Here is a 12,861-nt window from a genome sequence, read left to right on the forward strand (position 1 = left end):
TTATGCTGTCTTCTTTTGACCGAATAAAGGCCGTAACGTAGCAAGCCCCACAATGCCGATTACCGCACTCACCCATGGAGCTAGTGCGAATACCGGAAGTTTATCCCGTAACGGATACCCGACAAACAGCACGAGTACCACGACCACGATGTAGATGACGATCCCCCGAATATTGAGCTTAGGTACCTTATTTCGGTCCGCTCCTTCATCGTCTGGTCGCTCAGCAAGGCGGCGGAGCATCTCTACCAATGCGATTCCGCCAACGGCTGCAACGATCAGAGAGAACAGACTGATGTGTTGGAATGGTTCCGTGTCTCCACCAGTCCAACCCACGAACAATCCTGCACATCCTTGGATCAGCATGACAAAAGACAGTGCGGCCCATGCGATCATGGCATACCACTTTGGTGTCCGTTTCGCTGGCTCGGCATTCTCCGCTGGCTGTGGTTCAGCAACGTTGGCTTTCTTTTTCGATGAAGCTGATGGACTATTACCACGGGTTGGAGTGGATGTACCCACCTCAGTGGCAGCCGTCTTCTTCGATGCTGTATCTGTTATCCCGAGCTGTGCATGGATGTCTTGTTCCAGATCAGGTCCGTATAGCTCGCGTGCGGGTTTGTTATCCCGCTGAGCCTGCACGATTGCTTTTCCTGCGGAGAGAATCCATTCTTCCTGTGTTCTCTCGTCCGCTGGTGCATGACGCGCAATGGTGCTGATCTCGTCATACAATTTCACATGTTCAGGTGTCATACGACTCATCTCGGTTATTTGCCGATTCTGTATTTCTTTCAGTTTCTTATAGGAAATCCCCAATGATTGCTCCCCCTGTCTACACACGTTCTGATCTTCCGTTATCTGAAGACCCTGACGGTATTTTAGTATACGGGAAGGGCTCTCGTTTCGCAAAGTCATTCCTTATTAAAAAGCTGCTCATGGTTGGCCCAGATGCCCACACAGGCCAGAATGACACAGGTGCATAACAGTACCAGTTTACCGTGTTGTTGAATCCATTCCAATAAATGTTCCATGAATTCATTCCTTTCGGCAGAAGGATTCCGAGGCATATGCTGCCAATGATTGTTCGTTTATTTTCCCCCAATCATGTGAAAAAATACCTCAGGCATCACAGATCTAACGATTGTGTGAAGTATGCATAAAGAGCAGCCAATTCCATCACAATAGTAGCATTTCCAACAGAAATCCAAGATTGGAGTGTGCTTGTTATGGACAAACAAACAGATTTGACGCGTAAGCTGCTACTGAACAGCAACTCCCGTGGAGTTGTGGACGAGGTTGTATCCTTTGAGGAGAATCTGGAGGACACGGAGTATGCAGAAGAACTGACAGATGGGAATTTGAGGGGAAGAAGTTTCTGGGACAACAGTGATTCGGGTCATGAGCATGAGTGGAATGGACGGGTGGAGACCCACGAGATGTTCCGCAGAAGCTACGAATAACGATCCTGCAACCCTTGGTTTGAATTCCAAAAAGATAAAAGATATCCGGGCCAGCTGTCATCAGCATGGCTCATTTTTTGCGCCTATCATCCGATAAAATGAAGACTAGCATTCAACGTAGAAAGGGTTCTTCCTTACGTTGACTTGCAGGTTACGGGATGATAATATATGAATAACATCTTAATACACACTAAACTTATCGGATTATATATATTTAATAAATGAAACATAACAGGCTAAGCATGGAAAGGGGAAATCGGTATGGAACGTCAGATCAGTATCCGTCATGGACAGGAAGAATTAACAGCCACGATTCACTATCCGGTTGTGAAAGATATCAAGGAGGAGAAGAGTCAGCAGCGCGTACCTTTGGCAGTCATCTGCCACGGTTTCGTGGGTAGTCGGATCGGTGTGGACCGTTTGTTTGTAAAGACTGCCCGTGAGCTGGCTGAAGACGGTTATCTGGTTCTACGTTTCGATTATATCGGTTGCGGAGAGAGCAGTGGGGAGTATGGAGCGGAGGGACTGGAGTCCATGGTGCTGCAGACACGCTCGGTGCTGGATTACGCGGTGAATTGCAGTGATGTAGATCCTACACGCGTAACGCTGATTGGTCATAGTCTGGGTGGTGCCGTTGCATTACTAACAGCTGTGCGCGACAAACGTGTCAAGAATCTGGTGATGTGGTCCTCCGTGGGTTATCCATTCAATGATATCGTGAAGATTACGGGACGGGAAGTCTACGATGAAGGCGTGAAACTGGGTGCGGCTGATTATCTTGGATACAAATTCACACCTACCTTCTTCGAATCTCTCGCTGAACATCAACCATTCCAGGAAGCAGTCAAGTTTAGCGGTGATGTTCTCGTCATGCATGGCACGTCAGATGAGATTATTCCTGTAGATTACGCATTCCTGTATCAAAAGGTATTCTGGATGCGTCAGGAAGGGCGTTGCGACAAGGAGATCATCTTCCAGGGCGATCATACCTTCTCTTCAGGTAAAGAGCGGGAACAGCTAATTACGCGTACCAGAGAGTGGCTGGGTGAACGTCAGAAGATCGAGCAGGATTGGCAGCACTGGATGATATAAATGGCAGGATTGCAACGGTTTGGGGATGTCAGCTTGGAAAAGCGCCTTCTTAGGGGTAAAATAGAAGAGTAAGCATTCTATCCGTGTCTGGAGGTTGGCAGCAATGACATTACCCGCACTTTTCATTGCGCATGGTTCTCCCGCTCTGGCGGTGGAGAGCAATGACTACACTCACTTCTTGAACCAGCTTGGAGACAGGCTGCCGGCTCCGAAAGCCATTGTCGTATTTACGGCGCATTGGGATTGTCCTGAACCGTCCGTGACGATGGATGATACACATCAGACCTTGCATGATTTTTATGGATTTCCTTCTACGATGTATACGATGGAATACCCTGCATCCGGGCAGCCAGATCTGGCGAACGAGATATGTGCTTTGTTCACCCGCAGCAATCTTGCGCATCAGCCGATTCGAGGCCGAGGACTGGATCATGGCGTATGGGTACCGTTGCTCCATATGTATCCCGAAGCGAATATCCCTGTGATCGCTGTATCTGTAGACTCGCTGCGTACGCCGCAGGAACAGTACGATATTGGCCGAATGCTGGAACAGCTGCGTCATGATGATGTGCTGATCATTGGCAGCGGTGGAACGGTTCACAATTTACGTATGCTGGGCGATACGGATGAACCGCAGGAGTGGGCGGTGGAATTTGATAACTGGATTGGAGATCGCTTGCAGCAGTGGAACACAAGAGAACTGTTTCAATATGAGAAAAAAGCCCCTCATGCACGTACGGCAGTGCCGTCGTATGGGACAGAACACCTTGCGCCTTTGTTCTACGCGATGGGTACAGCGGATATGTCTCGATCAGCGAAGCGCCTATTCCAGTCTTACCCTTATGGAACGCTCAGTTTGAACTGCTGGCAGTTTGGAGACGGCGTGTAACTTGGAACAGACAACAGCCTGAATATGCTGTCAGAAACCAGTTGGGTACGGATAACATGTGTTAATGTATACCATTACAATATATAAATAAAAGAAGGTTCCTTTAGACCCTTGATGGGCTAAAGGAACCTTTTTTCAATACGAGGACTTATGCATGCAATGGATCTTTATTTGCGAATTTCGAACAATTCACAGTCTGTACGCGAATGATAAGCAAGTTCACTGACACTGGATTGTACAACTACGGTATTGCTGTCAAAACGGATAATAATGCCACCCGAGTCAATCTGGTGATTATCTTTAAAAACTCGAACCTTATACTTCATATTCATGGCTTCCTGGAAGTCTGCATCGGTCTCAAGACGTCGCTGGGTCGGCATATCGTGTACTCCTTTAAAGTTCAACTTTATGTTCATCATAATATGATATTCTGTGGATGGGCAAGTCAGTCAGGACATTCAGGATATCTTGAAAAGCAAAAAGCCCTGCTCTCCGGGGGATGGAGAGCAGGGCGGCAGCGTTGTTGATTATTGTTTAAGCTGTTTTATGAGTTGGGCTAATCGTTGGTGTGTCTTTTGGGTGATTACCTTTGTTACGAGTGATCAATCCGCGAAGGTAAGGCAGTACCCAGTGATCCAGACCGATTTTACCTGCATTTGCACCAGCAACTACCAGGAAGATTTGCATCAGAACCAGTTGAGCGTTCGTGCTTACTGTACCCGAGAAGAGGAACGCGAAGTTCATCACGAGAGCCATCAGCGCAGCCAGTGTTGTGAAGCATCCGAGAATGAGTCCTACACCTACAAGGAATTCACCAAGCGGAATGATAAAGTCGAACAATCCTGCGTTTGGTACTGCGAATTTCTCAAGGAACGTTCCCCACCATGCTTGAACTGTTGGATTTTCACCCGTTGCTTTACCGACTGCCCCGGCGAGGAACCCGCCAGCTTGGAATCCGCCAGTCAATTTGCCCCATCCGTGAGTCATCCAATCGTAACCGATATACACCCGAAGTACTGTCAAAATCCACATTGCCACTTTGTTTTCTCTAAGCCATTGGTTGAAGCTGAACATATGAACCACTCCTTCATGGAATCTAGTGTGTGTTGTTTTTGTTTTTTCTAAGTGATCACCTTTGATGTCTTTATTGTATAGTCCAAAAGTCGTTTTGTTTGTGATTAAAATCACAATCTAGTTCAAATTTTAAGTAAGGTTTGAGAAGTTCACATTTAGGACATATTTTTCTCGCTATTCACTGTTTCAAATGTGAATTTCACGCTGTATCAAGGCCTTCAGGGCGCAGACAAATCGGATTGGGTGTGATTAAATGGAAAGAAATACGTGAAATGGTTGCCCACATGAGACATATATCACAACTTAGAACCAGGCCATATCGTTCAGGAGGTCCTATATTGAAGCTTTTTAAATGGAACAAAGCAGCATCGGCTGCATCCCTGTTAATTCTCTCATTGAGTCTTGTTGCCTGCCAAAATCAGGAGGCTTCCAAGATGCCACTTCAGCCAGAACCGACACCTGCACCTGTACAAGAAGAACAGACTGTGGAGGAGTCCAACGATTCTCTCTACACAGCACCTCTTACAGGTCTGCCTGTAGATGAAGCGATTACGCGTCGTCCCCTTGCCGTCATGATTAATAATGCACCAGCGGCTCGGCCCCAATCGGGTCTGAGTTCCGCCGATATCATTCTTGAAGTCCTCGCAGAGGGAGGCATTACCCGGTTTATAGCCATCTTCCAGAGTGAAGGCGGTGCTGAGACGGTTGGACCGGTTCGCAGTATACGTCCATATCTGATTGAGCTTGGCGAGAGTTATGATGGGGTGCTTGTTCATGCCGGAGGCAGTCCGGAGGCATATTCCATTTTGCAAAGGCAGCAGAAACAGCATATGGATGAAATCTCAAATGGAGGGCCTTACTTCTGGCGTTCCAAGGATCGTAAAGCGCCACACAATCTGTATACTTCAGCGGACAAGTTAAGAGAAGGGGCAGACATCAAGGGTTATAGCCATGAGTTTAAATCTCCCGTATATATCTATAACGAAGAAGGCGCGACTTCCGCAGGAGAGGCAGTGAAGCAATTCGACATCCATTATTTATTGGATAGTTACCGGGTGACGTATGATTATGATGAAGTTAGCGGACGATATATGAGAATGGTGAATGGTAAGGCAGATCAGGATCTGGATAATGGGACTGCACTTGGCGCAGCGAATATCATTGTGGCAGGTGCAGATCACAAGGTGCTCGATAGTGTAGGTCGGTTGTCCGTCAATTTGGAACAGGGCGGGGAAGCCATGTTGTTCCAGAAGGGCAAAATGATTCGTGGGCAGTGGGTGAAGAAACAGGGGGATATTATCCGGTTTGTTCAGGATGGCAGTGAAGTGGCTCTTGTGCCGGGTAAAACCTTTATCAACATTGTTCCCAATCAACCGGAATTCTCCAGTCATGTGAAGCTGGCTGTGCAGCAATGAAGGATGTAATGAAAGAAAACAATGAAACAGGTATGCATTTTGTTATCGAAAAGGCGTTATATTGTATCTTAGCGTGAAAAATAGAATCGTGTCGATTCTGTCTTTGGATGTCGAATTGTAAACGCAGTGTAAAATCTTGACTTGAATTTACCATTATTCCAAATAATTAAGATTCATTTCAGATTAATGTGATAAGAATATAAAAAAGGATCACACCTTTTGTACAAACCATGAAACAAATATGATAAGATATCAAAGGTTGTCATTTCATGTTTCATCGGTTATCGGCAATTTTTTCCGTAAAGGGGATAGGGCTATGAAGCTTAAGAAGAAGAAGGATATATTTTTTGAGACACTGGAGAACATGGCAGATACGGTTGTTCAAGCGGCAGATTATTTCTCCCAGCATGTTTCCAACCTTCAGGATGTGACTCTTTTTGCCAATGAAATGAAGAAGTACGAGTCCCAATGTGATGACTATGTGCACACAATCATTACGGAACTCAACAAAACGTTTATCACGCCGATCGAACGCGATGATATTATGGAGCTGACAACAACACTTGATGACGTATTGGACGGACTCGAAGCAACGGCTTCCCGTTTCTATATGTACCAACTGACGGATCCTGACGAATATATCGTGCAATTTGCTGAAATTTTGCGCCAATCGGCTTACGAAATTCAGAAGGCTATTCATTTGCTGTCTCAGAAAAAATTGCTGGCGATTCGTGAGTACACGATTCGATTGAATGATCTGGAAAATCAGGGTGATGAAGTGTTGCGCATGTGTATCAAGAACCTTTTCGCTACCGTTCCTGATCCGATTGAATTGATCAAACGTAAGGAAATTTACGAACGTCTTGAGACAACAACGGATGCTTGTGAACACGTAGCAAATGTGCTTGAATCCATCATCATGCGTAATTCTTAAGGAGCCAGAGAATAATGGAAACAACGATTTGGGTATTAGGTATAGTCGTCTTCCTTGCACTGGCGTTTGACTTCATCAACGGTTTTCACGACACGGCCAATGCCATTGCTACTTCAGTATCGACACGGGCACTAACGCCACGTCGCGCGATCCTTTTGGCAGCGGTAATGAACTTTGTCGGTGCGATGATGTTTACAGGCGTCGCGAAGACGATTGGGGGGAGTGTAACCGACCCCACCACGCTAGATAACGGGATCGAGGTCGTCATAGTCACCTTGATCGCTGCGATTATCTGGAACCTGGTTACATGGTGGTTTGGTATTCCGTCTTCTTCATCACACGCATTGATTGGAGCCCTTGCTGGTGCTGTGCTCGTTGGCGCAGGTTCCGATAAAGTGAAGTGGAGCGGGTTCATTGATATTGTCGGAGGTTTGCTATTATCACCTCTAATCGCATTTGCCATCGGTTATGTGGTCATGACGATTCTCAAATACATTTTTGCCAAACGCAGTCCGCATAACGTGAATAAAGGTTTCCGTACGGTACAGATTTTCACGGCAGCACTGCAAGCTTTCACACATGGTACGAATGATGCACAGAAAGCAATGGGTATTATTACGTTTGCTTTGGTTGCAGCAGGTGTACAAGATCATCTGGAAGTGCCGCTGTGGGTTAAAATCTCAGCAGCAACCGCGATGGCTCTGGGTACATCCATTGGTGGTTGGAAAATCATCAAAACGATGGGTACCAAAATCTTTAAAATTGAACCGATTAACGGTTTTGCCGCCGATCTGTCAGCTGCTTCCGTTATTTTCACAGCAACGTTGCTTCACCTTCCAGTTAGTACAACGCACGCGATCACATCAGCTATTCTGGGTGTGGGTTCCGCAAAACGTTTCTCTGCTGTGAAATGGGGACTTGCTGGACGTATCATTATTACGTGGTTCATTACGATTCCAATTACTGCTGGACTGGCAGGATTGCTGTACTGGATTATTTTCTAAAAAGAGAAGTGATCCCGTACGAATCCGGGGTTACCAGACAAACTGTTCATAACTGTGTGAATATCGGGATATGTGGACAATTATACAACCAAAATCAAGAGACGCCTGTGCATGAACGTGTGGACAGGCTGGATATGTGGATAGCCATCCGTGGAATGATAAACCAAAAGAAGATATTCCTGTGGATACAGGGAACTGTGGATAGGGAAATGAGAGAAGCCAACAGGGTTGGCTTTTTTTGTTGTCGAGTTTGTAGGTGGCTGTGGATATTTGGGGACACGTGGGAGACGTGTCTATGGTTAACGTTGTACAATGATCTAAAGATACAGGACAAGGACGTGGTCTGATTTATGATTCGTACACTCGCCATTACACGAGAACATCAAGTCTCCGTGAACGTACCGCTTACACAGCTGGATCTGAACGATTACGCCTGGGTATGGGCGGATTTTAACCAGCCAACGGAAGAGGAAAGCCGTTTGCTGGATACATATTTTCATTTTCACCCCTTAGCTATTGAGGACTGCCTGCATGTGTTGCAGCGGCCAAAGCTTGATTATTATGAAAATCTGCAGTTTCTTGTACTGCATGCACTGAACCCGTCCACACTGGAAGCCGAGGAGGTTGACTTGTTTCTCGGAGCGAACTTCCTTGTATCCTTTCATCATGGTGTACTGGAGGAAGTGGATGAAGCGTGGGAGCGATTATTGCACCATGCACATGAACGTACGATCTGGGCGCGAGGTCCAGTGGCAGCGGCCTATACGGTGATGGACAAGCTGGTCGATCATTATTTTCCGTCCCTATTTGCCATCGAGGATGAACTGGCTGAACTGGAGAACCGGGGTGGACAAGAGTCCGTTGAAGACCTGATGAATCAGGTGTTTGACTTGCGAAGCCGATTGCTGAAGCTCAGAAGAACGGTCGTACCGATGCGGGATCTGCTCTATCGAGTGGTGAACTCCCAGCATGTGCAGCGAACAGGCGAACATACGGCTTATTTTACCGATATCTATGACCATTTATTGAAGCTGACGGACATGATTGAAGCCGATCGGGAGATGACGGCCGACCTACGCGACAGTTATATTTCCCTGAACTCCAACCGGATGAATCAGATCATGAAGACACTTACGGTGATTACGACGGTATTTATGCCGCTCACGCTGATCGCGGGTATTTATGGCATGAACTTTGCCTATATGCCTGAGCTTCAATGGAAGTTTGGGTATGGGGCGGTGCTGCTGTTGATGTTTGTGCTTGGCGGAAGTATGGTGGCCTGGTTTGTGAAGCGCGGATGGTTTAAGTAGAATGTGCTACATTTGGATAGCGGTGAGGGTAGGTAAGAGGAATTGCAGTTAGAATTACATATAAAAAAGGCCACTGGGTCATGATCTCGGGCAGAAATAACTGTAGGGAGATGATGTTTGCCAGGTGGCCTTTCTGATGCTGCTATAGATATGCTAGAAATATTCTATCCACATGTGAATAAGTATTTCTTTGGAGTGAGATGTGTATAACTTACGATTGCTTCCTGTTACTCCATTTCAAGAACAAAAGAAGTTGTTGCTGCCGCTTGACCATTCACTACAATCGTTAGCGTATGTAATCCGGCATAGTATTTTCTCGTTGTAATGATTTTGAACGACTGTTTGGTGGCTACCTTGGTTCTGCCTGTCGGATACATTTTATCAGAGCATTTGAATCGTTTGGGAGCCTGCTTGCCGTTTGCCTTCATATAGCCCATCTCATATTCAATTCGCAGCATCTGTGACTCACCACTCTCATTAACAACATCAAATGAAAAATGAAGATCCTCGCCAATGGCAATCGTATCTTGTACAAGCTGAAGCTGCTCAATGTGAATGGAATCCTGCTCGTTATAACCAAAAAGACTTAGTGCTTTGGGATGTCCTTTCTTCAGTAAGGACCTGCTGGCATGCCGGACAATCCAATCTGTGTGGGCATGTTGTCCATACCAGGTGGTGGCCAGATCCAGTACCAGTTCGGGGTGGTCTTTGGAGATGTCATTCAGATGATTGGCAACACTTTTGCGCACATAGAGGGACTCGTCCTGTTTCAATGCGTGCAGAATCGGAAGTACAGGTGTTGGATCAGTGATAAAGTTCTGAAGTTTGGCGCCCCATGGCAAACGTGGCCTACTCCCCTCACTGGCAAGTCTGCGGATATGCTCATTGTGGCTATCTGCCCACGCCATCATATGTTTCATCGTTTGCATGGGATAACGTTCAATAAACGGGCGTACCGCAAACTCGGAGCTGGAATAAGGTGTGAAGAGGGTCAGATACTTCATGGATAATTCGTAATCCTCCGGCTCAAGTCCGTTCACTTCGATAAAATCCGGTACAAACAGATATTCAACACCTCTCATATTCGGAGCGGCTTGTTCGATAATATGTAACGCTTCTTCATAATTATTGGGCAGCACTTCGGTCAACGCTAGTGTGATTCGGCGAATGCGCCCTTTGAATTCCAACTGTTCCCAGCCTTCAGCGAAAACCAATTCATGAAATAGCTGTGTATCCAGCTCTGGGTAGAATTGATGCAACAGTTCGCCTGTCCGATCGATTAATGCGGGCGTGTATTTGTCTTTGAAAAGTTCCATGGTCCGCCTCCTTTAGTTACTATCCAGTATACCTCAAAGTTGCAGAAATAAGAACATAGGTTCCTGAAATTTTATGTGTGTAGTGATGAACGCGGTTAAGGCACCCACCTTCTGTATGGGGGTGCCTGGATGAGTTTAACGTTTGCGACTTTTGGGACGGCGCTTCGTGGAATTGGATTTGCGGCGGACTGGAGTTGTGTTGCGACGACGTGGAGTGCTCGTTTGTTTATTCGTCCGCTTGCGCTTCCGTCTCCGGGGCGGTGTATATTCTTCATAGTCTGCGTCAGCCGCGCTGTTATTACTTTTACCTTTTCCAAAAGGCAGAATGCCCATAACGAGTTTCATCATCGGAGCCATCTGCTGGATGCCGCCGACGACCTTTTGCATTTTGCCTATTCCACTCATGATTCCATCAATACCGCCGAAACGGTCGATCATTCCTTTTAACTCACCGATGTTAGCTAATGAAAAGCCTGAACTGCCAGAAGCAGGTGTCGGTACCGGAGCTGGGGCAACAACCTGTGCTGCACCTCCGTATAAGTTCCCTCCAGCTACACCTTGCCCATAGGGTACGACTGCAGATGCTTCGACTTCACCGAAGCCCGGGTAATGGGGCTCTACTCCAGGGTACATCGGTTGAATCTGAGTTTCATTTAAAGACCGCTGAACCATACCGGGCGGCACATAGGCAGAAGTATGTGCCTGCCGATGTGCATGAGAAGACGGTCGGTGCCCTTGTGCTGGCTGGCGGTGATAATAATGCTGTGGCATGAACGATCACGATCCTTCTATTGGATTTCGGAATTGCGTTCCACAAGTTTCATGACAGTGTACATCATATGCGGTAGTGGAACTCCCTTTTGTTATACTGTATGTCATTCGCGGAGAGACGGCGTAGGCGGGTATCCCGGAAAACGGGATATTTGCGGATTTGGGCGCATGGCATGATGGCAGGTTGTCAAAGAGTAAAATGTAGTTTAGACACAAAATTGTCACAATTTAACGGGTTGAAATCCTACATAAGTAATCGGATATATACAGGTGAAAACTGGGAAATAGCGGGGTAATTTCATCTGATGTGCGCGAGGGGAGGACAATAGTACCTTTTGTAAGCGGTAACATGTATTTTTATTCTGTAGTGCGTGAAATCGGTAACGCTTGAAATACCAACTCAGTGTGAGTACAATGTAGGTACACAGTAACCGCTAGGGGATGATGATGAAATGCAGCTGAAAAAGCTAAATGATAAAAGCATTGAACAACTATTTGAGGCTATTTTGACGTTAAAAGATATTGAAGAGTGTTATGTTTTCTTTGATGACCTCTGCACAGTAAACGAGATCCAATCCATGTCCCAACGGCTGGAAGTGGCTCGTATGTTGGGTAAAGGCAATACGTATAACCAGATTGAAGCAGAGACAGGTGCGAGCACAGCTACAATCTCACGTGTGAAACGCTGCCTGAATTACGGAAATGATGGTTATAAAATGACGCTGGAACGCCTGGGACGCTAACATGAAGAAGCCGGGCGTACTCATCATCAGTCACGGTTCACAGGAGCAGACCTGGGTGGAATCCGTCGATGACGCGATCTCCCGGTTGAATCTGCCTATTCCATTGCCAGTTGAAGCTGGTTTTCTTGAACTAGTGGAAGGACGCTTAATCCAGGACGGTATCGACCGACTGGAAGCACAAGGCGTAACCGATATTCTGGTCGTACCTCTATTTGTTTCATCCGGGAGTACACATGTGGATGAAATTGAATATGCCATTGGTGCAAAGGAAACACCTGATCGCGAAACGGATCTGGAGCCGTTCCATGTCAAGGCTCGGGTTCACTTCGGTTATCCAGTAGATAACGATCCGGATATTGCCGTGATGGTGTGGGATAAGGTCAAGTCACTCTCGCAGCAGCCTGAGCAGGAGACAATTCTGCTGGTGGGACATGGGAGTATTCATGATGGTTTTCGCGAGCGTTGGGAAGCCGGAATTTCTTCCCTTGCAGAGCTTGTGCAGGAAGTTAGTGGTGTAGCCCATACGGATTATGCGTTGTTGAATCCGGAGAGTGTGTATGACAAAGTGAAGTACTGGAGCGAAGAGCGGGGGAACCGGGTTATTGTGGCGCCGCTGTTTTTGAGTGCCGGTTACTTCACGAGGAACGTAATTCCGGACCGATTGAAGGAACTGGATTATGAGTATAGTGGTGAGACGCTGCTGCCACATCCATTACTTGGGCAGTGGCTGGAACGCCAGATCCAGATATTGCTGGAGAGATGTAATGAGGTTGGGGCTTCTTCTTGAAGTATATCAAAACCACGTCCAAGGACGTGGTTTTTTGTTTGTTGTAGACCACTCGAACACTCGAACGAG

At 46.6% G+C, this 12,861-nt stretch carries 14 protein-coding genes; 9 read left to right on the forward strand and 5 right to left on the reverse strand.

Annotated features, from left to right (window positions below; translation table 11 throughout):
• A complete protein-coding gene (locus MKX40_RS03745; protein WP_339239499.1) occupies positions 1-813 on the reverse strand; it encodes a hypothetical protein in 813 nt (270 codons plus the stop codon).
• 410 nt (positions 814-1,223) lie between these two features.
• Here MKX40_RS03745 and MKX40_RS03750 point away from each other — a divergent pair, with 410 nt between their 5' ends.
• From MKX40_RS03750 to MKX40_RS03760, 3 genes are all read left to right on the forward strand, one after another.
• Positions 1,224-1,457 carry a hypothetical protein gene (locus MKX40_RS03750; RefSeq protein WP_133387380.1) on the forward strand — a complete coding sequence of 78 codons (234 nt, stop codon included), beginning with the start codon at positions 1,224-1,226 and terminating at the stop codon, positions 1,455-1,457.
• A 261-nt stretch (positions 1,458-1,718) separates the two neighbouring features.
• On the forward strand, positions 1,719-2,549 hold the full coding sequence (locus tag MKX40_RS03755; protein ID WP_339239500.1) for an alpha/beta fold hydrolase: 831 nt from the start codon (positions 1,719-1,721) through the stop codon (positions 2,547-2,549).
• 103 nt (positions 2,550-2,652) lie between these two features.
• Positions 2,653-3,438: a class III extradiol ring-cleavage dioxygenase gene (locus MKX40_RS03760; protein ID WP_339239501.1), complete on the forward strand. Its 786-nt coding sequence runs from the start codon at positions 2,653-2,655 to the stop codon at positions 3,436-3,438.
• Between the two features lie 167 nt (positions 3,439-3,605).
• On the opposite strand, the gene MKX40_RS03765 is transcribed toward MKX40_RS03760, so the two are convergent.
• Positions 3,606-3,818: a hypothetical protein gene (locus MKX40_RS03765; RefSeq protein ID WP_017690673.1), complete on the reverse strand. Its 213-nt coding sequence runs from the start codon at positions 3,816-3,818 to the stop codon at positions 3,606-3,608.
• A 154-nt stretch (positions 3,819-3,972) separates the two neighbouring features.
• Positions 3,973-4,512, reverse strand: a complete 540-nt coding sequence (locus tag MKX40_RS03770) for a DoxX family protein (protein ID WP_339239503.1) — start codon at positions 4,510-4,512, stop codon at positions 3,973-3,975.
• A gap of 338 nt (positions 4,513-4,850) precedes the next feature.
• On the opposite strand from MKX40_RS03770, the gene MKX40_RS03775 reads away from it, so the two are divergent.
• The 4 genes from MKX40_RS03775 to corA all read left to right on the forward strand — a co-directional run bounded on the left by MKX40_RS03775 (position 4,851) and on the right by corA (position 9,175).
• Positions 4,851-5,927, forward strand: a complete 1,077-nt coding sequence (locus MKX40_RS03775) for a DUF3048 domain-containing protein (protein WP_339239504.1) — start codon at positions 4,851-4,853, stop codon at positions 5,925-5,927.
• 316 nt (positions 5,928-6,243) lie between these two features.
• Positions 6,244-6,861, forward strand: coding sequence for a DUF47 family protein (locus MKX40_RS03780; RefSeq protein ID WP_062836231.1), 618 nt, complete (start codon positions 6,244-6,246; stop codon positions 6,859-6,861).
• A 14-nt stretch (positions 6,862-6,875) separates the two neighbouring features.
• On the forward strand, positions 6,876-7,865 hold the full coding sequence (locus MKX40_RS03785) for an inorganic phosphate transporter (protein ID WP_062836232.1): 990 nt from the start codon (positions 6,876-6,878) through the stop codon (positions 7,863-7,865).
• 350 nt (positions 7,866-8,215) lie between these two features.
• Positions 8,216-9,175, forward strand: coding sequence for a magnesium/cobalt transporter CorA (gene corA, locus MKX40_RS03790; protein WP_076333421.1), 960 nt, complete (start codon positions 8,216-8,218; stop codon positions 9,173-9,175).
• A 227-nt stretch (positions 9,176-9,402) separates the two neighbouring features.
• Here corA and MKX40_RS03795 read toward each other — a convergent pair whose 3' ends face one another.
• Entirely contained in the window at positions 9,403-10,491 is a 1,089-nt protein-coding gene (locus MKX40_RS03795; RefSeq protein ID WP_339239505.1) for a DNA alkylation repair protein, read from the reverse strand.
• A 135-nt stretch (positions 10,492-10,626) separates the two neighbouring features.
• Positions 10,627-11,262, reverse strand: coding sequence for a tyrosine protein kinase (locus MKX40_RS03800; RefSeq protein WP_339239506.1), 636 nt, complete (start codon positions 11,260-11,262; stop codon positions 10,627-10,629).
• A 452-nt stretch (positions 11,263-11,714) separates the two neighbouring features.
• On the opposite strand from MKX40_RS03800, the gene MKX40_RS03805 reads away from it, so the two are divergent.
• Both MKX40_RS03805 and MKX40_RS03810 read left to right on the forward strand, forming a co-directional pair.
• Complete coding sequence (locus MKX40_RS03805; protein WP_017690665.1) at positions 11,715-12,005, forward strand: YerC/YecD family TrpR-related protein; 291 nt, start codon at positions 11,715-11,717, stop codon at positions 12,003-12,005.
• 1 nt (position 12,006) lies between these two features.
• Positions 12,007-12,792 carry a CbiX/SirB N-terminal domain-containing protein gene (locus MKX40_RS03810; RefSeq protein WP_339239507.1) on the forward strand — a complete coding sequence of 262 codons (786 nt, stop codon included), beginning with the start codon at positions 12,007-12,009 and terminating at the stop codon, positions 12,790-12,792.
• Positions 12,793-12,861: the final 69 nt, after the last annotated feature.

Origin of the sequence: Paenibacillus sp. FSL R5-0517 (genome assembly GCF_037974355.1) — a bacterium.
Classification (GTDB): Bacteria; Bacillota; Bacilli; order Paenibacillales; family Paenibacillaceae; genus Paenibacillus.